The organism is Nocardia sp. NPDC050378 (assembly GCF_040655675.1).
Classification (GTDB): Bacteria; Actinomycetota; Actinomycetes; order Mycobacteriales; family Mycobacteriaceae; genus Nocardia; species Nocardia coubleae.
Window position 1 is genome coordinate 184,442 of record NZ_JBFAKI010000009.1, and the last position, 20,356, is coordinate 204,797.

Genomic DNA, 20,356 nt, shown 5'->3' on the forward strand with positions numbered 1-20,356 from the left:
GGGTTCAGCGGAGCAGGTAGGGCATGTTGACGGTGACGGCGCCGGTGGGGCAGCGCGCGGCACAGGGGCCGCAGTACCAGCACTCGTCGACATGCATGTAGGCCTTGCCCGAATCCTCGTGAATGGCAAGGGAATCGAGCGGGCACATGTCGACGCACAACGTGCAGCCGGTGATGCACAGGGATTCGTCGATCGTCACGGGGACGTCGGCGCGCTGGGGCACGAGGGCCATCTAACGGACCTTCCATTCGGGTGCGCAGCGCACGAGGCTGCCGCGCATGGTGATTCGGTCGCCGCGCATGCGGATGTACTCGAGATCGACGGGTCTGCCGTCGTCGAGGCGGGTGAGCCGCTCGAGCATCAGCAGCGGCGCACCGGCGGGGGCGTCGAGGGTGACGGCGGTGTGCGGGTCGGCGGCCACCGCCTCGAGGGCGATCTCCGCGTCACCGAGCGAGCGGCCGGTGATCTGCTCGAGCAGAACGAACACATCGGTGCTCGCGAGATCATGGGCCAGCACCTCGGCACCGATGTCCGGGACGAGGTAGGTCAGGTCCAGGCTCAGCGGCAGGTCGGCGAGGAACCGCAACCGCTCGATGTAGACCACCTGCTCGCCCGGTGTGAGTCCGAGCCTGCGGGCCACGGCGGGCGGCGCGGTGACGGTGCCCGCCACGCGCACTTCGTTGCGCACCGTGCCGTGCTCGGCGAGGGTTTCCTGCAAACCGAGCAGCACGTCGAGTCCGTGGTCGAACTTGCGGGCCGCCACCCGGGTGCCCACCTTCGGGGCGCGGTCGATGAGTCCCTCGTCGCGCAGCAGCGCCAGCGCCGCGCGGACGGTATTGCGGGAGGCGCCGTGTTCGGCGGCCAACTCCTGCTCGCCGGGCACCGTGCCGTCGAGCGCACCCGACAGGATCTGGTGGCGCACCACGTCGGCGACGCGACGAGCCCGATCGGCGCGCCGGTCGTGCCCCGGCTCTTTCGTGCCTGTTCTCTCGCTGACCTGCATGAACAGCGACGATAGTGGCGATTACGCCGGTGCCCGCGGCGCGCGGAACGGCACGAAATCCTGCCGATCCGTTTGCGCCGGGTGGCGAGTCGCACGACCTGCGCGAACCCGGCCCGCTACGGGTATTGCGCCACCCGGCGGCACGCGGACGGCCTTGGAATCAGGCCGATCGTAATGTCAGGGCTGGCCCGGCTTGAGCACGATGAACAGCCCGTTGGCCTCGGCGCAGAGACGGTCGCCGTCGTGCATGGTCGCCTTCAGATACACCTTGCGGCCGTCGCGCCGTTCGGCGTGGGCGCGCACGGTGAGTTCACGCTCGAGCGGGGTGACAGACCGGTAGTCGACGGTGAGCGAGGCCGTGCGAGTCACCGCACCGGTGGCCAGGGCGGCGGTCATGCCGAGGATGTCGTCGAAGGCGAGCGAGATGTGCCCGCCGTGCGCGGCCTGGTTGCCGCCCAGGTGGAAGGTGCGGAAGGTGACCTTCGCGGTCACCCCGTCGCGGTCACCGCTGACCACCGTGTACGGCGGCAGGGTGATGTTGCCGCGCGCGGGTAGATCGGTGCGCGTCCAGCTCGGCGAGGACCACTCGTCGACCACGGCCTCGTCGAGGCGGGCATTGAGCTGCTCGAGCGCGACGATCGTCTCCTTGGCCAACTCGTCGGACGGGTTCGCCAGTCGCGCGCGGTCCATCAGCTCGCGCACCTGCTCGATGAACTCGCCGTAGTGCGGTCCGCCGATCAGGGTGTCGCTCTCGCTCGCGCGCGCTTCGATGAGCTCGGCCATCGGCCGGAAGCCGCCCTCGTGATGCGTCTGGTCGGGCCGCGAGTCGCCGACGTTCTTCTCGTCCATATGCAACACGTTATCGTTTCCGAGCTGGGCGTTCGCGCGGGGGACCGCCGCCGGTCGGTTAGGCTCGATGCCGATCATCATCGACGGCGAGAGGCTTGGTATGAGTATCGCGGCGGTTGTGTTCGACATGGACGGTGTGCTGATCGACTCCGAGCCCGTCTGGGAAAAGGTCCGCAAAGATTACGTCACCGTCAATGGTGGTCGCTGGCAACCGGATTCGCAGCAGCGCATGATGGGCATGTCCACCGTGGAGTGGTCGTCGTACCTGGCCGACGACCTCGGTGTCGCTCGGCCGGCCGACAAGGTCGCCGCCGATGTCATCGATCTGATGGCCGACGAGTACGCCCAGCACCTGCCGCTGCTGCCCGGCGCCGTCGACGCCGTTCGCCGCTGCGCGGATTCCTGGAAACTCGGGCTCGCCAGTTCTTCTCCCGCCTCCCTGATCGCGCTCGTTCTGGAGAAGGCGGGGCTGATGCAGAGTTTCGCGGTCGTGCTGTCCACCGAGGAGGTGGGTCGTGGCAAGCCCGCGCCCGATGTGTATCTCACGGTCGCGCAGCGGTTGGGAGTCGACCCGAAGAACTGTACGGCGGTGGAGGATTCGACCAACGGTTTGCGATCCGCGCACGCCGCGGGGATGCGGGTGATCGCGGTGCCGCGCCCGGAGTTCCCGGCCTCGGCCGAGGCGCTCGCCCAGGCCCAGGTGGTGCTCGACGGTCTCGATCAGCTCACCGCCGACGTGATCACCGGCTGATCAGAAACTGCCGGTCACACCGTCGATGCGTTCGCGCAGCAGGTCGGCGTGCCCGTTGTGGCGGGCGTACTCCTCGATCATGTGCAGATACACCCAGCGCAGCGTGTAGCCGTCGGAGCGCCACGGCACCTGGAACACATGGTCGAGGGAGAGGTCGGCGACCGCGGCGTCGCAGGCGGCGATCTCGGCGTGGAACAGGTCGAAGACCTCCGGTGCCGGACGCGAATCCAGGTCGTCGAAGTCGGCGTCGGGTTCGAGTTCGGAGGCGTACACCGGGCCGATGTCCTCGCCGGCGGCCGACACCCGGAACCAGCCGCGTTCGACCTCGGTGAGATGACGAACCAACCCGAGCAGCGACAGATTCGACGGCGGAACCGAACGTTTCGCCAGCTGCGCGGCGTCGAGGCCGCCGCATTTGTTGAGCAACGTCTGACGGTGGAAGTCCAACCAGGACTGCAACATCGGGCGTTCGTCGGCGCCGACCAGGGTGCGGGTCGGCACGAGTTCGGGCGCCTGCCAGGTCATGGGTGCGAGGCTAGTCGTCGTCCTCCGATCGCGCAGTCCGATTGCCGCGACGATGCCGGTCACGGGTCTCGGTGCGCTGTCCGGCACACTGGCCGGATGGGTGCCGAGCATGTCGACCTGCCCGAGGTCGTGGTCCACGTCGGTGACGGGTCGGGCGCACCACGCGCCGTCGACCCCGCGCGCCCCGGCGCCGATGCCGTGAACCCTGCCCCCGACCACCCCTTCCTTCTGCTCACCCGGGGTCCGGACCACATCCAGGCCCGCTACCTGCCCGACGGCACCTACGAGATCGAGCACATCGCGGGCACCGACCACCGGCACCTGTTCACCACCGATGCGGTGCTGGTGCGCGATGTCGTCTGGTCCTGGATCCAGCGCGACACCTGGTGGTCCGACACCGTCGCCTGGACGACCGTCGACCCCGCGCTCGCCGAAATCGACGCCCTGCGCGCCGAACTCACCGACATGCTCGACGGCATGTCCCTGCTCGACAGCGTCACCGACGACCTCGACGCGGCTCTCGCCCGAGCCGACGAACTACTCACCGCCGAACCGGATTTCGACGACGCGTGACGGCGGAAAGGTCGCCGCGGTGACGAACCCCGCGGCGACCCTCCCGTCAGTCCTCGTCGCCCTCGCACCAGTCGTCGAATGCCTCGAACTCGGCCTCGTACTGGGGTGGGACGGAGTCTTCGACCGCGTCCTCGATGGGATCCCATACCCGGTTGCAGTTCTCCGGGGCAGGTGGCCAGGACTCGATGTACTGGACCAGCGGAGTCTTCGGCGCTTCGGGTTCCTCGGCGTTCGCCACCGCGGCCGAACTCAGGGCGAAGGCACCCGCGACGGCCGCGGCGGTGACGATCCGGTAACCAGCTCTCACAACATCCTCCTGTCTTCGACGGCACTCCATGCCGGCTCGATTCTGCCTGCGCCTTACCCACGGACCGCTCGTCCAAGCACGCGGGCGCGGCCGTGTCGCGACATAAGCCACACTTATGTGCTCGTCGTGGATCGGGATCTACCCGGGGGTGCGTGGCCCGGCGATGGTAGGGAGGTGAATCGCGTAGGAACTGTCGCGCCGGGCCTGGCTCTGGCACTGCTGCTGGCCGCCGTCGCCACCCCGGTGGGTAAGGCGCTGCCGATGGTCGGCGCGCCGGTGGTGGCCCTGGTCGCCGGCGCGGTGGCCGGAATGTGGTTGCGGCGCCGGGGGAGTGCGAGGTTCGAACCGGGCCTCGACGTGGCCAGGCAGCGGGTGCTCGGATGGGCCATCGTGCTGCTCGGTCTCGGTCTGCCGATGGGTTCGGTGCTCGGTGTGGGGCGCGAGACCGCTGTCGTGCTGGTCGGCACGCTCGCCGCCGGTGCCGTCGCCGCGTTCGTCCTCGGGCGGATGCTCGCCGTGGATCGTGAGTCGGCGACTCTGATCGCCGCCGGGTCGACCATCTGCGGTGCCTCCGCCATCGCCGCCGCGACGGCGGTGCTCCGCCCCGATCGGCAACGGGTGGCCTACGCGCTCGGCACCATCTTCGTCTTCAATGTCGTCGCGGTACTTGTGTACCCGCCGCTGGGCCGGGCGATGGGGATGTCGCCGCAGGCTTTCGGCCTCTGGGCGGGCACCGCCATCAACGACACCTCCTCGGTGCTGGCCGCCGGTGTGGTGTTCGGGGCGGGCGCCGCGCAGTTCGCCGTCGTGGTGAAGCTGGTCCGCAGTCTGGCCATCGTCCCGCTCTGCCTCGGCCTGCATCTGGGGCGCCGACGGATGGCCGAGCGAACGGGCACATCCCCCGGCTCCCTGCGTGAGAGCTTCCCGCTGTTCGTCGTGATGTTCGTGGCGGCGTCCATCGTCGCCGCCACCGGGATCCTGCCCTCGGCTCTCACCGAACCACTCGCCGCGACGAGCGGCTGGCTGATCACCGCCGTCCTGGCCGCCATCGGCACGTCCCTGAGCCTGGATCGCCTGCGGTCCGCGGGCCCACGTCCGCTGCTCCTCGGCGGTGCCATCGGCGTGGTGCTCGGCACCTCGAGTCTGGCGCTGATGGCGCTCACCGGCTGGTGCTGAAACCCGAGGTCAGGCGCGTATTCGGCGCCCGGCGGAGATCATCGTGGTTTGCTGGAGAGGTGCGCACACGAAGCCGGATCGCCGCCGCCGCCCTCGGCATCATGCTGTGGGGCGAGTGGGTGAACTGGCGTGCGTCCCGGACCGAGGCGCGCCCCGACACCAGCGGATCGGAGGCGGTGGTCGTGCTCGGATACCGCAATGCCGGTCGCAGCGCCAACGCCATGAACCGATGGCGAGTACGCGCGGGCCTGCGTTCCCTCGACCCGGGGGCGAGCGAATCACGGCTGGTCCTGTGCGGCGGTGCCTGCGCGGGGCCCGACACCGAGGCATCGCTGCTGGCCCGCTACGCGCGCGAACGCGGGTACACCGGTGAGCTCGTGCTCGAGGAGCACAGCCGATCCACCTGGGAGAACATCGCCTTCGCCCTCCCTTTTCTGAAGGACGTCGATCGGATCAAGATCGTCTCCCTGCCGTCGCACGCCGCCGTCGCCCGCCGCTACCTCGCCGAGCAGAGTCCCGACCTCGCTACCCGACTGGTGCGCGGGCGCGACTACCGATTCGGGGAGTGGATGCCGCTCAAACCGGTGATCGCGCTCTACGGGGTCGCGAAGAACCTGCGCCACACATCGGCGACCGGTGCGTGATGCTGCCACCGGGAACACCCGACCTCGACGTCCTCGATCTGCTGGTGTCGGTCGCCGAGCTGGGTAGTCTCGGCGCCGCCGCGCGCCGACACGGCATCACCCAGCCCGCCGCGAGCATGCGCATCAGCGCCCTGGAACGACGAATGCGGGTCAAACTGCTCGACCGTGGCCCGACCGGGTCGGAACTCACCGACGCGGGCCGCGCCGTCGTCGAGCACGCGCGACCGGTGCTCGCGGCCGTGCGCGACCTCGTCGACGACATCGACCGGCTGCGTGCCGCCCAGGCCACACGCCTGCGGATCGCGGCATCGAAAACCATTGCCGATCATCGTATTCCGCATTGGCTGGCGGCCTTGCGCACCGACCATCCCGAGGTCGTCGTCGCCCTGGATGTCGAGAATTCCACCCAGGTCGCCGCCCTGGTCCGCGACGGCGCCGCCGACGTGGGTTTCGTCGAGGGCCCACACCCGCCCGCCGGGCTCGGCAGCCGGGTGCTCGGCTCCGACGAACTGGTCGTCGTCGTGGCGCGGGACCACCCGTGGGCGCGCCGCAAGACCCCCGTGACGCTCGGCGAGCTCGCCCGCACCGCCCTGCTCTGGCGTGAACCCGGCTCCGGCACCCGCGACACCGTCTGGGACCTGCTCAGCAGCGAGGGCGCACCGGCGGGCCCGGCCGCCGAACTCGGCTCGGCCGCGGCCATCGTCGCCGCCGCGCGAACCGGGATGGCCCCGGCGGTGCTGAGCCGCCTGATCGCCGCGCCGGATCTGGCCACCGGCGCCCTGGTCGAGGTGTCCTCGACCGATGCCACCCGCCTCACCCGCAAGTTCCGGGCCATCTGGCGGCGTAGCAGCCCACCGACCGGCCCCGCCGAGCTCCTCGTCGAGCGCGCCGCCCGCCTCGAAGAGGCCCGCCGCTAGCGAATTCGGTCGGTGTGTACCGCTCGGTCCAGCGAAATGGTGCGTCGGCGGCACGGACAGCTCTAGGCTGTATTCGCTACACACTGTGGAGGTTGGATCTATGACGGTCGACATCGTGACCGAACCGGCGCCGGAGGAACTGTGGACCGGATCGGCCCGCTCGGCCGGGACACCGCCCACGTCGATGATCGAGCGGATGACACTCATCCTCGACGCCTTCGACGCGACCACCCCGACCCTCACCCTGCTCGGTCTGGCCGAGCGCACCGGCCTGCCGAGGTCAACGGTGCATCGCATCCTCGATCAGATGATCCGATTGCGTTGGCTCGCACACACTCCCGGCGGTTACCGCCTCGGGCTGCGGGTGCTCGAACTCGGCGGGCTCGCCGCCGAACACAACGAACTACGTGAAGTGGTCGGCCCGCTGCTCTACGACCTCAGCCAGCGCACCGGTCTGGTCGGGCACCTCGCCGTGCTCGACGGCCGCGAGGTGCTGTTCCTCGACCGCGCGGGCAGGCGTGGGCAGGTGGCGATCCCCACCCGGATCGGCGGCCGGTTACCTGCCCACTGCACGGCTCTCGGCAAAGCGCTGCTGGCCACGCTCGAACCCGGCATCGCCGAGGCTTCGCTGCGCGGCAACACCGTCGCCCGCACGGCCCGCACCATCATCGACCGGGTGGAACTGCACCGAGAACTGGCCCGCATCCGGCACCGTCAGGGCGTCGCCGTCGACACCGAGGAATCGCTGCCCGGTGTGGGCTGTGTCGCGGTGCCGATCCGTGGCCGAGGGGTGGCGGTAGCCGCGATCTCGTTGTCGGGCACCGTGAACGGCGACCGTGCCGCCCTCGACACCGCCCGGCTGGCGCGCGCCCTCGCCGAGGTGGCCAACGAGGCATCGCGCGCGCTGACACCCCGGCACGGGCGCGGCTGACTAACTCCGGCGCGCCATCGCCCGGCCCGCGGCGCGGCCGGAGAAGATGCAGCCGCCGAGGAACGTGCCCTCGAGCGCGTTGTACCCGTGCACACCGCCGCCGCCGAACCCGGCGACCTCACCGGCCGCGTACAGACCGTCGAACACCGAACCGTCCGGGCGCAGCACCTGCGAGTCGAGGTCGGTCTGCAAGCCGCCCAACGTCTTGCGGGTCAGCACATTGAGCCGCACCGCGATGAGCGGGCCGTGGGCCGGATCCAGGATGCGATGCGGGGTGACCACCCGCTGCAACTTGTCACCGATGTACTTGCGGGCGGCGGTGATCGCCGCGATCTGCGCGTCCTTGGTGAAGGGGTTGGTCACCTCGCGATCGCGAGCGACGATCTGCCGTTCCAGGTCGGCGGCATCGAGCTCGGGTCCGCGCGCGATCTCGTTCATACCGTCCACCAGGGCGGGCAGCGAGTCGGCGACCACGAAGTCCACACCGTGCTGTTTGAATGCCTCGACCGGACCCGGTGCGCCCTTGGCGAGGCGGCTGCGCAGCGTGAGTTTCCAGTCCTTGCCGGTGATGTCGGGGTTCTGCTCCGAACCGGAGAGGGCGAACTCCTTCTCGATGATGGTCTGGTTCAGCACGAACCAGGAGTAGTCGTAGCCGGTCGACAGGATCTGGCGCATCGTGGCATTGGTGTCGAAGCCGGGGAAGCACGGTGCGGGCATGCGTTGGCCGTTCGCGTCGAACCACAGCGGCGACGGACCGGGCAGGATGCGGATGGCGTGGTCGGGCCAGACCGGATCCCAGTTGTTGATGCCCTCGGTGTAGTGCCACATGCGGTCGCGGTTCACCAGGGCCGCGCCCGCGTTCTCGGAGATGCCGAGCATCCGCCCGTCGACGTAGGCGGGTACGCCCGAGATCATCGTCTCCGGGCACGGGCCGAGGCGCTCGGTCGGCCAGTTGCGCCGGATGATGTCGTGCGCGTGCCCGATGCCGCCCGTGCTCACCAGCACCGCCGGTGCCTGGAAATCGAAGTCGCCCAACACGTCCCGGTTCGAGGCGACACCACGCTCGGTGTCGCTCGGCGCGAGCACGCTGCCGCGCACCCCGGTGACCGCGCCGTCGGTGACCACCAGCTCGTCGACCCGGTGGCGGAACGCGAACCGCACCAGGCCCTCGGCCTCACCGGCCAGCACGGGCTCGAGGAACACCCGCAGGACCTCCGGACCGGTGCCCCAGGTGAGGTGGAAACGGGGGACCGAATTGCCGTGGCCGTCGGCGAGGGAGCCGCCGCGCTCGGCCCAGCCGACGATCGGTGTGATGCGTAGACCCAAGGCGCGCAGGTAGTCCCGCTTCTCGTCGGTCGCGAAGCGCACGTAGGCGCGCGCCCACTCCACGGCCATGCTGTCCTCGCCGTCGAGGCGATCGAAAGCGGCCGACCCCATCCAGTCCTGCAGGGCGAGGTCGTAGGAATCCTTGATGCCGAGGCGGCGCTGCTCGGGGGTGTCGACCAGGAACAGCCCACCCAGCGACCAGAACGCCTGCCCGCCCAGGTTGGCGCGGTTCTCCTGATCGACCACGAGCACCTTGCGTCCGGCCAGCACCAGCTCGTGGGTGGCGACCAGGCCCGCGAGCCCGGAGCCGACCACGATCGCGTCGGGGGAGAAATCATCGGTGGCCTGGGGTGCTGCGCTCGACATGTAGGAAAGCTAGCATTGCTGCGACGGTGACCGGGGGGAGTCCTGGAATTCACCTGACCAGCGATGTTCACCGAAGAAAGGCCCGAGAAACCATGAAGGTCCGGATCCGCGCGGGCGCCGCCGTGCTCGCCCTCGCCGTGCTGGCGTCCCTCGGCGCCACCTCCTGCGGCAAGTCACGCTGGTGCGAACGCGACCTCGGCGATGTGCACGTGGCCGACTCCTACTGCGAGAAGAACACCCCCGGCTACGAGTGGGAGCCCGACAACGACAAGCCGAAGTACAAAAAGAAGTCCAAGAAGAAGTAAATCCCTCGGGCGGCCCTGTGCCGCAGGCGATCCGAGACGCAACCGTGGCGCAAGGGATGCGCAACGCATGCCGTGCCGATGCCGATGACCGGGTATTCCACCTCTGAGCACCCCGAATGCCGTTGAGGCAGACGGTAACTGCTCGGTTCTCTAATCCTCACAACGGCGTGAGCAGGTGGTCCCCATGGCCTATCGGAAGGTAATGCGTATCGGTTGGAAGCGCACAGCGACAATGCTGTCGGTGTTGCTTCTCGCCACGGGAATCGGTTCGGCGATAACGCCCGGACCTACGGCGTGGGCACAAGGTTGTGCCGCAGTGGACGTCGTCATCGCCCGTGGCACAACGGAACCCGGCTATCTAGGGGCCGCCGTCGGGGATCCGCTCTACGCGGTCCTGCGCGAGCAGCTGGCGGTGGACACCAGTGCGCACCGCGTGGAATACCCCGCCGACCTGCTGGTGCCGTCCTCGGTGAGCGACGGAACCCGCGCCATGACAGGTCATCTCGTCGCCCGCTCGGCGGCCTGCCCGGACCAGCGTTTCATTCTGGCCGGCTATTCGCAGGGCGCGGTGGTCACCCACGGTGTGCTGGGTTCCCCTGCCGCACTGGCACTCCCGGGTATGTGGACCCTCCCGCCCGAACTGTCCCACCGTGTCCTCGCGGTGCTGCTGTTCGGCGACCCGCTCCGCCTCGTCGGTGGCACCGTCCACCCGTGGTACGCGGACCGCACACAGAACTATTGCGCCGCAGGCGATCCGGTCTGCGCGGGCGGCATCTTCCCCGCCGCCCACGGCACCTACGAATGGGCCTTCGCCGACGCGGCGGGACAGGTGAACGCCCGGCTGTGAAGTCGCCCGCCGGGGTCGGCGGCCGGTGGTCCAGAATCGGGAGATGGCGAGCGAGAACATGATGCTGATCCACGATCCCGAGCTGCTGGACCGGGGCGAGCGGGTGCTGGGCGAGGAGTTCCGGGCCATGCACGAGCGGGTGCTCGCGGTGACCGCGATGACGTCCCGGCTCAACGCACTGCCCTTCGACGACGAAACGGGAAAGGCGGAATTGCTCGAGCAGATCCTCGGGCGTCCGCTGCCCCCGAAGCTCACGATCTACCCGCCCTTCTACACCGACCACGGACTCGGCCTCGACATCGGGGAACGCGTCTTCGTCAACCAGGGATGCACGTTCCTCGACTACGCGGGGATCCGGCTGGGTTCCGGCGTGATGATCGGCCCGAAGGCCACCTTCATCACCATGGGACACCCGGTCGACCCCGAGGAGCGGCGCCGGTTTCTCACCGGCGCACCGATCGATGTGGCCGACAATGTCTGGATCGGCGCCGGGGCGACAATTCTGCCCGGCGTCGGTATCGGACGCGACTCGGTGGTCGCGGCGGGCGCGGTGGTCGGTGACGACGTGCCGGAGCGGAGCCTGGTGGCCGGTCCCAAGGCGTCGGTCCTGCGCACGTGGTGACACCGGCATTCGCGGACGGAAAGTGACCGCGATGGCTTCTATCGTGCGGTTATGGGAAATCGAACGAAGAGGATCGTGGTCACCACGCCCACCGGACACGTGGGGTCGCGGGTGGTGCGGCAGTTGGTGCAGGCGGGAGTGCGGCCGCGGGTGCTGATGCGGCACCCGGGGCGGCTCGACGACGCGGTTCGGGAGCTGGTCGACGTGGTACAGGTCGATCAGGGGGACGCGGACGCCGTGGTGCGGGCCACCGAGGGAGCCGATCGATTGTTCTGGGTCGACCCACCCGCGCTGGTGGACGGTGATCCGGTGGCCGGGTACGCGCTGATGGGTGCCGCCGCGGCGCGGGCCGTCGTCGAGAACAGCATCGAGAAGACGGTGTTCCTCAGCAGCGGGGGCGCCGAGAAACGTTCCGGCGCAGGGGAGATCGACGGACTCGCGCGCACCGAGGAGCTACTCGACGCCACCGGTGCCGATGTGCTGCATCTGCGATGCGGGTACTTCTTCACGAACCTGCTGCCCCAACTCGACGAGATCCGGGCGGGCACCCTGTCCACGCCCTGGCCGCTCGACCACGCCATGCCGTGGGTCGATCCGCGCGATATCGGCGAGGTCGCCGCGGTGCGATTGCTGTCCGACGACTGGTCGGGCCGCCTCGTCCAGGCGGTCCAGGGACCAGAGGATCTCACCTTCGCGCGCGTGGCCGAGATCCTCGGCGCACAACTCGGGCGCGACGTCACCCCGATCCACCTGTCCGACCGGGAGTTCCGGAACGCCCTGCGATCAGCGGGGCTCGGTGACGGCCAGATCGACGGAATCGCCGGAATGGCAGCGGGTCTCAGCACGGACTACATCCCGGAGGACCCCCGAACCCTGCTCACCACCACGCCGACGACTCTGGCCGAGTGGGTCTGCCGTCAGCTGCGCTGATCACCCGGGTGATCCCGCCCCACACCGCGTGGGCGAGGCCATCAGCAGCCGCGGAATGTGCGGCCGACCCGACCCGGTCACGACACCCCCCCGACGAAGCGAGTGTCGTGACCGGGATCAGCTCACCAGTGGACGCCGGGCAGCATCCGGCTCATCCGCGCGGCCGGACTCGGAACGACCATCAGCGGGGCGAGGACCGGGCCGAGGACCGTGAGCGGTCCGCGCGACGGTTCGGTGGTCTCGGCGGGTTCCGCGATGACCGGTTCCTGCTTGCCCTGCGCGGCGGTCGATTCACCGAACAGGCGGTACCCGGTGTGCATGATGGTTCGTTTCAGCGACGGCAGGAACATCTCGACCGCCTGCGAGAACGTGCCGACAGGCGTGTCGATGCGGTCGGGTCGTTCGAGCAGGGCACGGACCACGATGCCCGCGGCCCGCTCCGGATCCGGCAGCGGCAGCGCCCGGTAGAGCTCGGTCGGCGCGATCATCGGGGTGCGGACCAGCGGCATCCGGATGGAGGTGAAAGTGATTCCCGCGTCACGGTTTTCGACCGCGGCGATGTCACTGAAGTTGTCCAGCGCCGACTTGCTCGCGGCGTACGCGGCGAAGCGTGGCACCTTGGTCTGCACGGCGATCGAGGAGATGTTCACGATGTGACCGAAGTGGCGTTCCCGCATCGACGGCAGCAGCGCGAGGATGAGCCGCACCGCACCGAAGTAGTTCACCGCCATGGTCCGCTCGAAATCGTGCATGCGGTCCACCGAATTGGCCACCGAGCGCCGGATCGAACGGCCCGCGTTGTTCACCAGGTAGTCGACGTGGCCGTGCTCGGCGAGCACCGTCTGCACCAGCGCGCCGACGGCCGTGGCATCGGTGATGTCGCACGGGTAGGCGAAAGCCGACCCACCGTCGGCACGAATGGATTCCGCCGCGGCAGTGAGATCCTCGACGCCGCGCGCCACCATCAGCACCACCGCGCCACGACGCGCGACAGCATGCGCCGTGGCCAGGCCGATGCCCGACGAGGCGCCGGTGATGAGCACCGTGCGGCCCGAGAGCGGATGCGCCCCGGACTCGACACGGCCACGCTGCGGATCGAGGTTGGCCCGCCAGAATTCCCACAGCCGGGCGGCGTAGGTCTCGAAGGCGGGCACCGCGAGCCCGGGCAGCAGCGCCCGCGTGGAGTCCGAAACGAACTCGGCGGTGAAACCGACATGCGGCGCCACCTCCGCGGGAATGCCCGCCTGCTCGAACAGGAAGTCACGCACCGCGTGCGCGCCGGGCACCTGACCGAGCCCGCGCAGCGCGAACGCACTGCCCGGCACGGTCCCGATCCCGGTCGGCCCGCCCGCCGCGCTCGCCAGCGCACGGTAGATCTCACCGAACGGCTGCGGCTGCGGGTTGACCAGGTGGAATGTGCGCCCGTCCAGCCCCGGGCGGCGCACCAGGCGCACCATCGCCTCGGCCACGTAGTCGACCGGAACCACATTGGTGGCACCCAGATCGGGCAGCGGCAGCGGCAGTTCGGCGGGCAGATCCGACAGTGCCGCGATCGCCGGGAAGAAGTAGTACGGGCCGTCGATCTTGTCCATCTCGCCGGTGCGCGAATCGCCGACGACGATCGCGGGGCGATACACCCGCCACCGCACGTCGCCTGCCTCGCGGACCAGCTTCTCGGCCGCGAACTTGGTGCGGTGATAGGGCGAGGTGAGGTTCTGGCCGAGGTCGAAATCCTCCTCGAAGAACTTGCCGTGATGATCGCCTGCCACCGCTACCGAGGACACGTGGTGCAGCACCGCACCGAGCCTGCGGGCCAGCTCGATCACCGCGCGGGTGCCGTTCACATTGGCCGCGTGGGCGGATTCCTCGTCGGCGGTCATGTCGTAGACCGCGCCGAGGTGCAGCACGTGGTCGGCGCGCGGCGGCTCGTCGCCCAGGCCGAGCCCCTCGGCGGTCAGGTCCCCGACCAGCGCGAACACTCGGTCGCCATCGGGGTGCTGCGCGTTGAGCGCGGTGAACTTGGCCAGCGACTCGGCGCGCACCAGCACGTGCACGATCGCGGCCGGGTCGGCCGCGAGCAGCTCACGTACCACTCGCCGACCGAGAAAACCGGTACCGCCCGTCACGATGTAGGAAACCATCGCCCCTCCTGAAAATGTCTCGAAACACGGTGTGCGCAAAAGTGATCCGGCATGCGGCGGTGGATGTGGGGATCACGAGAACCCGGGAACGTCGTCGTCCGGGTGCGGCTAACCGTACTCGTCGGTAACAAAGGGGGCAAGCGACGGGGTGTCTGTCACCATGTGGGAATTGTCACCTGTCGTCGCAGGTCAAAGGGTATGTGTGACAGCTGATTTCCGTAACTCCGAGTTTCGGGCAACTTCTCGCTAACGGTGGGCGGCGAGTACTCCGGCGACGGTGTCGGCCATCCTGGCGCGGAATCTGTCGGGGGCGAAGCTGTCGGCGTGTGCGCGGATCTTCGCGGCATCGTAGGTGCCCGGATCGAAGTCGCGCATCCGTTCGGCGAGGGCGGCGACGACCGCGTCGTCGTGGCCGGGCGGCACATATTCGCCGGTCACGCCGGGTCGCACCGTGTCGAGCGAGCCGCCCGCGCCGACCGCGAGCACCGGCGTTCCACAGGCCATGGCCTCCACGGGGACGATGCCGAAGTCCTCGATGCCCGGCATCAGCAGCGCCCGGCAGCGCCGGTACATGTCCTGCAGGACGTCGGCGGAAGTAGCTCCGAGGAACGTGGTCTCCGGTCCGGCGAGCTCGTCGAGCTGGTCCCGGAAACGGCCTTCGCCCAGGACGACCAGCCGAACGCCCGCGCGTTGGGCGGCGCGGATCGCCAGATCCGCGCGCTTGTAGGGCACGAGCCTGCCTGCGCACAGGAAGAAGTCCTCCCGCGCGACCCCAGGATCGGGCGTGAAGCGGGCGACCTGCACCGGCGGATTCACGACGGAGGCGGGCAGACCCCACCAGTCCCGTACCCGGTCGGCGACGGCATGCGAGTTGGCGACCACATGGGTGAGCCGGGGTGCGGCGCGCAATTCGCCACGGCGAGCGAATGTTCCGAGCGCACCGAGGGCGAGCTGACCCAACCGGCCGCCCGCCTCCTGGGCGCGGAATTCCCGATCCCACGCCCACCGCGCCGGGCTGTGCACATAGGCGACCACGGGTGCGTCGGTGGCGAGCGCGGCCTGGGTGGCGAAGGCGTGGTGACTCACCACGACCACGTCGAAGTCGCGAAGCGGCATGCGCCGCAACGCCCGTGGCACCAGCGGTAGCAGGGGAGCGTGCCTGCCGCCGGTGACGGTGTGGGCGCGGCTGAGCCAGGTGTCGTGCACCGCGCGCACCGGCTCGCGCAGCCCGCCGGGCGCCACGATGGGCGCGAAAACCGCGGCGTCGGGCCAGGTTTCGACGAACTCGCCGACCACGGCCTCCGAGCCGCCGAATTCGGTGAATCGTTCGTGGACGATGGCGACACGGGTCATGGGAAGGTTCTCGTTTCGATCTGACGGGGTGCGGCGGTGCGGCGCAACGCGGGCGCGACCGGGCGGCCACGCAGCAGCCCGTCGACGGAGCCGCGCTCGATCGCGCGGCGATACACCTCCGCGGCCCTGGCGCACGCGGCGACCGTGTCGGCGACGGCCTCGGCGTCGTGGGCGGCGGAGGTGACGAAGGACTGTCCGAGCACACCGTGCTCGAGCAGTTCCTGAAGGAACAGGGTCCGAAACGCCTGCGACGGGCTGCCTTCGGCGTCGAGGGTGCGGAAGATCAGGCACGACGGGCGCCCGCGCACCTGGAGGTGGTCGGTGAGGCCGTGCTCGGCGGCGACGGCGTCCACTCCGTCGGCCAGGGCCCGGCCCGCCTCTTCCATGCGGGCGATCGGGTCCTCGGTGCGGTAGGCGTGCACCACGGCGCGGAACGCGGCGAGCGAGGCGGTTTCGGGGCCGTGGGTGGTGGAGAGCAGGAACACCCGGTCGCGATCGGTGCGCAGGCCGCCGAGCTCCATGTACTCGCGTTTACCCGCGAGTGCGGACAGCGGGAATCCGTTGCCCATCGCCTTGCCCCAGCACGACAGATCGGGTGTCACCCCGTAGACCGCTTGGGCGCCGCCCGCCGACCACCGGAAGCCGGTGATCATCTCGTCGAACACCAGCAGCGTCCCGTGCTGATCACACAGTGCGCGAACACCTTCCAGATATCCGGGTAACGGCTCGGCCAGCGCGGTCGCCGCCTCGAGGAAGACCGCCGCTACCGTGTCGCCCGCAAGGACCGCCGCGAGCGCGTCGAGATCGTTGTAGGGGAATGTCACGGTGTCGACGGCGGGGATGCCCGCGGACATCTCGGTGGTGCCGATGAACCAGTCGTCGACGGAGAAGAACGGCTGTGCGCAGACCGCGACGGTGGTGCGCCCGGTGACCGCGCGGGCGAGCCGAACGGCCGCCGTGGTGGCGTCGGAGCCGTTCTTGGCGAACTTCACCATGTCGGCGCCGGGCACCAGGTCCAGGAAGTCCTGCGCGGCGAGCAGTTCCAGTTCGGTGGGGCGGGAGAAGCTCATGCCGTGGGCGGCGGCCTCGGTGGCCGCGCGCAGGACCGGTTCGTATCCGTGGCCGAGGGTGACCGACCGCAATCCCATCCCGTATTCCACGAACTCGTTGCCGTCGGCATCCCAGACGCGAGCACCCTTGCCGCGCACCAGTATCGGCGCCATCGACTCGGGGTACTGGTCGGCGCCACGGGCATAGGTGTGCGCTCCGCCGGGGACGAGGTCGTGCAGACGCGCCTGGATCTCGGTGCTGCGGGTGAAGTCGCGCATCAGGTGAGCCCCCAGAGATCGTGTTCGGCACACCGTCCGCTCGGCCCGCGATGGGCCCTCAACAGCCCCTCGTGGGCGAACCCGGCGGCGGCGACCACTGCGGCGGTGACGGTGTCGCCGACGGGAATCTCGGCCGTCATCCGCTGCACACCCAGCTTCGCGAAAGCGTGCTCGACGACCGAGCGCAGGGCTGCCGCCCACAGTTCGGGTTCGACCCGGAGTGGATCGACCCAGGTGTAGAGCCCGGTGGCCTGGCACGGCAGCGGTGAATCGTAAAGGTGGAATTCGCCTGCGTAGGCGCCGTTCACGTCGAGTACGAGGCGCAGTCCACTCGGTGATCGCAGGCCGAATCGGGTGTGCCACAGCGTGCGATACCACTGGGCGCGGCTCTTCGATCGGACTTGCCCGGCCGAGGAACCTTCCTCGGTGCCGAGCCCCTCCTGCCTGGATCGGGGGAACGAACTCGTCGTCGTCACCCTTGTGCGTCCCACCCGACTCCACTGCGCCCTGTCCATGCGAGTCAGGGTGCGCACCACCGTGTTCGGACGATCCCGGACGATCAGCGAAACCGGGGCGGCGGGATGGTAGTGCCGCAGCGTCTCCCGCACAGACCACACCGACCATCGCAGAGCGGCCAACGCGACCACCCCGTGCGGTACACCGCGATTCGCCGAGCCTGCGCCCGGAGTGGTGCTCGGCGGGTAGGTCGGCCAGGAAGTTCTCGGTTCCACGATAGGAACGTCCGCTGGATCGGCCGGAACGAGCGGCGGCAGTTGCGCGGCGGCCAGATCGGCGGGGGTCAGTGCCCACAGCGTGTGGTCCTTGCGCGCACCGCCCGCGTCGTAGGCCCGGACCATCGTCGCCTCGTGCCGGAAGCCCAGTCCCCGCAGACAGCGCAGCGCGGGGTCGTTGTCGGTGGACACCGGAGCGAGCACCCGCGCCACACCGTGCACGCGGAACATGTAGTCGCACAACAGCAACAGGGAACAGCCGATCAGCCCGCGACGGGCCGCGCGGGCATCGATCCAGGCGCTCGCCTCCGCCGTTGCCGAATCGGCGTCGATGATCGCGTACTCGACCTGCCCCGCGAACCGCCCGTCGACCTCGATCACGCCGACGAACCGGCGACCGGCCCGCATATCGGCCCACGCCACCAGACACTCGCGCGCCCAGATCCGTGCCGTGTGCCGCTGCTCCCAGCTCAGTGGTGAGGTGCCCCAGTGCGGTTCGATCCAGGCCCGGTCTCGCAACCTGATCTCACGCCACCGGTCGAAGTCCGACAGACGCGGCGGGCGCAGGCGAACGAGACTGTCGCCGTGGCGGATCGGGCCGAAGGTCAGGCTCGACATCGGGGTCGGCGCCTCGGTGGTCGTGCGCGACACTGCGCCTCAGTTCTCGCGCGGACCGGGGGACTTCGGCACCGGTGCCGCCCGCACCGGCCATTGCCGTGGCAGCACCGTCGTCTCGGGGTCGTAGTGGACCCGCGCGCTGCCGGTCACGTGCGGCACAGTCGCGGTGTCGGTGCGCGCCGGTGGTGTCGGCGTGGCGGGCGGTGACTCAACGGGTTCCGGTTTCTTCGGATCCGGTGTCGGCGAGGCTTGTTTCGCCGGGTCCGGTTTCGTCCTGCCGCGCCGAAGACCACCACGCCGGACGATCGCGCCACGAGCAAGCACCACCGACTCCGCGACGATGATCACTGTGGCCAGCGCCGCGAACAGGCCCTCCTGCACCGGATGCGGGGCGACGAGTTCCGAGCGGGGATTGGCCACCACCGTCAGGCGCGGCATACCGAGCACCTGCCGGAATTCCATCTCGCGGGCCACATCCCTGGCATCGAAGCTCAGTTCGGGGCGCAACGGGTCGTCGGCGAGGCGTTTGGTGAAGGTGTCCTCCACCGCGCGCCGATGCGTCTCGAGATCGGCCGCCGAACGAGCGATGGCCTCGGTGCGCATCTGCGAGGCGACACTGTCCAGAGACTGCTGCACCGCGAAGACCAGCTTCTCGGCTTGCTCGGGCGACCCCGCCTGCGCCTTGATGATCAACAGCGAGGGCGCGGGACCGGTCATGGCCGAAACCCGTGGCCGCAGATCCTGTTCCGACGGCGCGAGCCCGTTCTTCACCACATCCGAGAGCACTCGGCTCTCGGTGACGAGCACGATGTAGGGCTGGGTGAGTTCGTTGAAGACCGCACCGATCGACTGCTGCGAGATCTGCGCGGTCAGGCTCGCCTCATAGGTGCGTGGACTGCCGTCGCGCACCACCCACACCACACCACCGACGATCGCGGCGACGACCAAGGCGATCGGCAGGGCGCGCAGCAGCTTGCGCAGATGGTCGGCGATGTTCACCCCGGACATGGCGGGGGTATCGGCGCCCGTGTCCGCCGGGTCGGTCTCGCTCACGCTGTCCCCACATTTCGCCGATCTTGTGCAGCGATGTTAGCTGGGGTTCCACTGTCTAGCGAACTCTGCGCACTGTGGCGAGCATCATGAGTACCCGTCCTGGGAATCGTGAAACATTGTCGCCCGTCGTCTCGATGTGAATGTCGATTGCTCGGCGGGTACTGTGCACGCAAACGGGCACCCGGCGCGCGACGCGGGCCTGCTGAATGTCTTGGAGGATGTGCTGTGGTGGGGGTGCCTGTATCGGTCTGTGTCCCCGCATTCAACGCGGCGCGCACCATCACCGAGACCATCGATTCGATCCGTGCCCAGGAGTTCGGGGATTTCGAGATCGTCGTCCTCGACAACGCCAGCACCGACGGCACCGGTGAACTGGTCCGATCCATCGACGACGAACGGATCCGGCTGCACACCAACGACACCGTGCTCCCGATGACCCAGAACTGGAACCGGGTGATGAGCCTCGCCGGTGGCGAGCTGGTGAAACTGGTCTGCGCCGACGACCTCATCACCCCGGATTGCCTGTCGGCACAGGTGGAGACGTTGCGCGACCCACGAATCGCCGTCGCGGGCGCGAAATTCGACATCATCGACGACGACGGCACCGTCCTGGCCAGAGCTCGTGGGCTGGCCGGGCTGATCGGGCGCAAGTCCTCGGCAGCGGCGGTACGCACCTTCGTGCGCCGGCTGCCCGACGACCTGTGTCCTACCGCCGCGTTCCTGTTCCGCCGCCGCGAGTTCGAGGCGACCGGGGGCTTCCGCACCGATTTCTTCTACGCCATGGACATCGACCTGATCGCGCGGCTGTGCGCGCACGGCGGGTTCTACGGCCACAACCGCCCGCTCGCGGTGAACCGGGCGTCGATCTACAACCATTCCTCCACCACCTCGACGCTGAGCAAGTTCTCCGACGTGGTGCGCTTCAACCATCACGCGCGCCGCGAATACCGGGATCTGGTGCGTCCGGTCGACGTGCTCGCCGGCGATGCCACCGTGGTCCGGCAGGCGCTGGTCCGCCTCGGCGCGCGGGCCAGGCAGCTGGCCGGGCGGGGCTGAGGCG

At 69.4% G+C, this 20,356-nt stretch carries 22 protein-coding genes; 11 read left to right on the forward strand and 11 right to left on the reverse strand.

The features are described from left to right. Nucleotides 1-4 precede the first annotated feature (4 nt). The 3 genes from AB0I35_RS21175 to AB0I35_RS21185 form a co-directional block, all read right to left on the reverse strand. Nucleotides 5-232 carry a ferredoxin family protein gene (locus AB0I35_RS21175; protein WP_019046727.1) on the reverse strand — a complete coding sequence of 76 codons (228 nt, stop codon included), beginning with the start codon at nt 230-232 and terminating at the stop codon, nt 5-7. Next, a complete protein-coding gene (locus AB0I35_RS21180) occupies nt 233-1,003 on the reverse strand; it encodes a GntR family transcriptional regulator (protein ID WP_357397847.1) in 771 nt (256 codons plus the stop codon). It lies immediately after the preceding gene. 177 nt (nt 1,004-1,180) lie between these two features. Further along, a complete protein-coding gene (locus tag AB0I35_RS21185) occupies nt 1,181-1,852 on the reverse strand; it encodes a PaaI family thioesterase (RefSeq protein WP_356983240.1) in 672 nt (223 codons plus the stop codon). Between the two features lie 100 nt (nt 1,853-1,952). On the opposite strand from AB0I35_RS21185, the gene AB0I35_RS21190 reads away from it, so the two are divergent. After that, on the forward strand, nt 1,953-2,603 hold the full coding sequence (locus tag AB0I35_RS21190) for an HAD family phosphatase (RefSeq protein WP_357397848.1): 651 nt from the start codon (nt 1,953-1,955) through the stop codon (nt 2,601-2,603). Here the strand turns inward: AB0I35_RS21190 and AB0I35_RS21195 are convergent, their stop codons facing one another. Then, nucleotides 2,604-3,128 (reverse strand): DinB family protein, encoded by a 525-nt coding sequence (locus AB0I35_RS21195; RefSeq protein ID WP_357397849.1) that lies wholly within the window; start codon nt 3,126-3,128, stop codon nt 2,604-2,606. Nucleotides 3,129-3,224: 96 nt separating this feature from the next. Between AB0I35_RS21195 and AB0I35_RS21200 the strand changes: the two genes are divergently transcribed. Continuing rightward, entirely contained in the window at nt 3,225-3,701 is a 477-nt protein-coding gene (locus tag AB0I35_RS21200) for a hypothetical protein (RefSeq protein WP_357397850.1), read from the forward strand. Between the two features lie 46 nt (nt 3,702-3,747). Here AB0I35_RS21200 and AB0I35_RS21205 read toward each other — a convergent pair whose 3' ends face one another. Continuing rightward, on the reverse strand, nt 3,748-4,008 hold the full coding sequence (locus AB0I35_RS21205; RefSeq protein WP_357143516.1) for a hypothetical protein: 261 nt from the start codon (nt 4,006-4,008) through the stop codon (nt 3,748-3,750). A gap of 174 nt (nt 4,009-4,182) precedes the next feature. Here AB0I35_RS21205 and AB0I35_RS21210 point away from each other — a divergent pair, with 174 nt between their 5' ends. From AB0I35_RS21210 to AB0I35_RS21225, 4 genes are all read left to right on the forward strand, one after another. Then, nucleotides 4,183-5,184 carry a putative sulfate exporter family transporter gene (locus AB0I35_RS21210; RefSeq protein WP_357397851.1) on the forward strand — a complete coding sequence of 334 codons (1,002 nt, stop codon included), beginning with the start codon at nt 4,183-4,185 and terminating at the stop codon, nt 5,182-5,184. Between the two features lie 59 nt (nt 5,185-5,243). After that, a complete protein-coding gene (locus tag AB0I35_RS21215; RefSeq protein WP_357397852.1) occupies nt 5,244-5,828 on the forward strand; it encodes a YdcF family protein in 585 nt (194 codons plus the stop codon). Further along, nucleotides 5,825-6,745 carry a LysR substrate-binding domain-containing protein gene (locus tag AB0I35_RS21220; protein WP_357397853.1) on the forward strand — a complete coding sequence of 307 codons (921 nt, stop codon included), beginning with the start codon at nt 5,825-5,827 and terminating at the stop codon, nt 6,743-6,745. The genes AB0I35_RS21215 and AB0I35_RS21220 overlap by 4 nt, the downstream gene beginning before the upstream one ends. Nucleotides 6,746-6,845: 100 nt before the next feature. Next, the gene (locus tag AB0I35_RS21225) at nt 6,846-7,676 is read left to right on the forward strand and encodes an IclR family transcriptional regulator (protein ID WP_067488737.1); all 831 of its coding nucleotides are present in this window, start codon (nt 6,846-6,848) and stop codon (nt 7,674-7,676) included. On the opposite strand, the gene AB0I35_RS21230 is transcribed toward AB0I35_RS21225, so the two are convergent. Next, on the reverse strand, nt 7,677-9,368 hold the full coding sequence (locus tag AB0I35_RS21230; protein WP_357397855.1) for an FAD-binding dehydrogenase: 1,692 nt from the start codon (nt 9,366-9,368) through the stop codon (nt 7,677-7,679). Nucleotides 9,369-9,460: 92 nt separating this feature from the next. On the opposite strand from AB0I35_RS21230, the gene AB0I35_RS21235 reads away from it, so the two are divergent. The 4 genes from AB0I35_RS21235 (at nt 9,461) to AB0I35_RS21250 (ending at nt 12,072) form a co-directional block, all read left to right on the forward strand. Continuing rightward, nucleotides 9,461-9,673, forward strand: coding sequence for a hypothetical protein (locus AB0I35_RS21235; RefSeq protein ID WP_067488734.1), 213 nt, complete (start codon nt 9,461-9,463; stop codon nt 9,671-9,673). A gap of 316 nt (nt 9,674-9,989) precedes the next feature. Then, nucleotides 9,990-10,520, forward strand: a complete 531-nt coding sequence (locus AB0I35_RS21240; protein WP_357397857.1) for a cutinase family protein — start codon at nt 9,990-9,992, stop codon at nt 10,518-10,520. A gap of 43 nt (nt 10,521-10,563) precedes the next feature. Further along, nucleotides 10,564-11,142, forward strand: coding sequence for a sugar O-acetyltransferase (locus tag AB0I35_RS21245; RefSeq protein WP_357397858.1), 579 nt, complete (start codon nt 10,564-10,566; stop codon nt 11,140-11,142). A 51-nt stretch (nt 11,143-11,193) separates the two neighbouring features. Next, nucleotides 11,194-12,072, forward strand: a complete 879-nt coding sequence (locus AB0I35_RS21250; RefSeq protein WP_357397859.1) for an NAD(P)H-binding protein — start codon at nt 11,194-11,196, stop codon at nt 12,070-12,072. Between the two features lie 122 nt (nt 12,073-12,194). Here the strand turns inward: AB0I35_RS21250 and AB0I35_RS21255 are convergent, their stop codons facing one another. From AB0I35_RS21255 to AB0I35_RS21275, 5 genes are all read right to left on the reverse strand, one after another. Beyond that, nucleotides 12,195-14,213, reverse strand: a complete 2,019-nt coding sequence (locus tag AB0I35_RS21255) for an SDR family oxidoreductase (RefSeq protein ID WP_357397861.1) — start codon at nt 14,211-14,213, stop codon at nt 12,195-12,197. Between the two features lie 246 nt (nt 14,214-14,459). Then, entirely contained in the window at nt 14,460-15,566 is a 1,107-nt protein-coding gene (locus tag AB0I35_RS21260; protein WP_357397863.1) for a glycosyltransferase, read from the reverse strand. Further along, complete coding sequence (locus AB0I35_RS21265; RefSeq protein ID WP_357397864.1) at nt 15,563-16,894, reverse strand: glutamate-1-semialdehyde 2,1-aminomutase; 1,332 nt, start codon at nt 16,892-16,894, stop codon at nt 15,563-15,565. Before AB0I35_RS21265 ends, AB0I35_RS21260 begins: the two co-directional genes overlap by 4 nt. Next, nucleotides 16,894-18,276: a GNAT family protein gene (locus tag AB0I35_RS21270; RefSeq protein WP_357397866.1), complete on the reverse strand. Its 1,383-nt coding sequence runs from the start codon at nt 18,274-18,276 to the stop codon at nt 16,894-16,896. The genes AB0I35_RS21265 and AB0I35_RS21270 overlap by 1 nt, the downstream gene beginning before the upstream one ends. 6 nt (nt 18,277-18,282) lie before the next feature. Next, nucleotides 18,283-19,296, reverse strand: a complete 1,014-nt coding sequence (locus AB0I35_RS21275; protein WP_357397868.1) for a hypothetical protein — start codon at nt 19,294-19,296, stop codon at nt 18,283-18,285. 228 nt (nt 19,297-19,524) lie between these two features. On the opposite strand from AB0I35_RS21275, the gene AB0I35_RS21280 reads away from it, so the two are divergent. Then, nucleotides 19,525-20,352, forward strand: coding sequence for a glycosyltransferase (locus AB0I35_RS21280; protein WP_357397869.1), 828 nt, complete (start codon nt 19,525-19,527; stop codon nt 20,350-20,352). The last annotated feature ends 4 nt before the right edge of the window (nt 20,353-20,356 follow it).

Coding starts and splice junctions, on each gene's coding strand:
- AB0I35_RS21175 (WP_019046727.1), bottom strand. CDS start 232: ATGGCCCTCGTGCCCCAGCGCGCCGACGTCCCCGTGACGATCGACGAA.
- AB0I35_RS21180 (WP_357397847.1), bottom strand. CDS start 1,003: ATGCAGGTCAGCGAGAGAACAGGCACGAAAGAGCCGGGGCACGACCGG.
- AB0I35_RS21185 (WP_356983240.1), bottom strand. CDS start 1,852: ATGGACGAGAAGAACGTCGGCGACTCGCGGCCCGACCAGACGCATCAC.
- AB0I35_RS21190 (WP_357397848.1), top strand. CDS start 1,953: ATGAGTATCGCGGCGGTTGTGTTCGACATGGACGGTGTGCTGATCGAC.
- AB0I35_RS21195 (WP_357397849.1), bottom strand. CDS start 3,128: ATGACCTGGCAGGCGCCCGAACTCGTGCCGACCCGCACCCTGGTCGGC.
- AB0I35_RS21200 (WP_357397850.1), top strand. CDS start 3,225: ATGGGTGCCGAGCATGTCGACCTGCCCGAGGTCGTGGTCCACGTCGGT.
- AB0I35_RS21225 (WP_067488737.1), top strand. CDS start 6,846: ATGACGGTCGACATCGTGACCGAACCGGCGCCGGAGGAACTGTGGACC.
- AB0I35_RS21230 (WP_357397855.1), bottom strand. CDS start 9,368: ATGTCGAGCGCAGCACCCCAGGCCACCGATGATTTCTCCCCCGACGCG.
- AB0I35_RS21235 (WP_067488734.1), top strand. CDS start 9,461: ATGAAGGTCCGGATCCGCGCGGGCGCCGCCGTGCTCGCCCTCGCCGTG.
- AB0I35_RS21245 (WP_357397858.1), top strand. CDS start 10,564: ATGGCGAGCGAGAACATGATGCTGATCCACGATCCCGAGCTGCTGGAC.
- AB0I35_RS21250 (WP_357397859.1), top strand. CDS start 11,194: ATGGGAAATCGAACGAAGAGGATCGTGGTCACCACGCCCACCGGACAC.
- AB0I35_RS21255 (WP_357397861.1), bottom strand. CDS start 14,213: ATGGTTTCCTACATCGTGACGGGCGGTACCGGTTTTCTCGGTCGGCGA.
- AB0I35_RS21260 (WP_357397863.1), bottom strand. CDS start 15,566: ATGACCCGTGTCGCCATCGTCCACGAACGATTCACCGAATTCGGCGGC.
- AB0I35_RS21265 (WP_357397864.1), bottom strand. CDS start 16,894: ATGCGCGACTTCACCCGCAGCACCGAGATCCAGGCGCGTCTGCACGAC.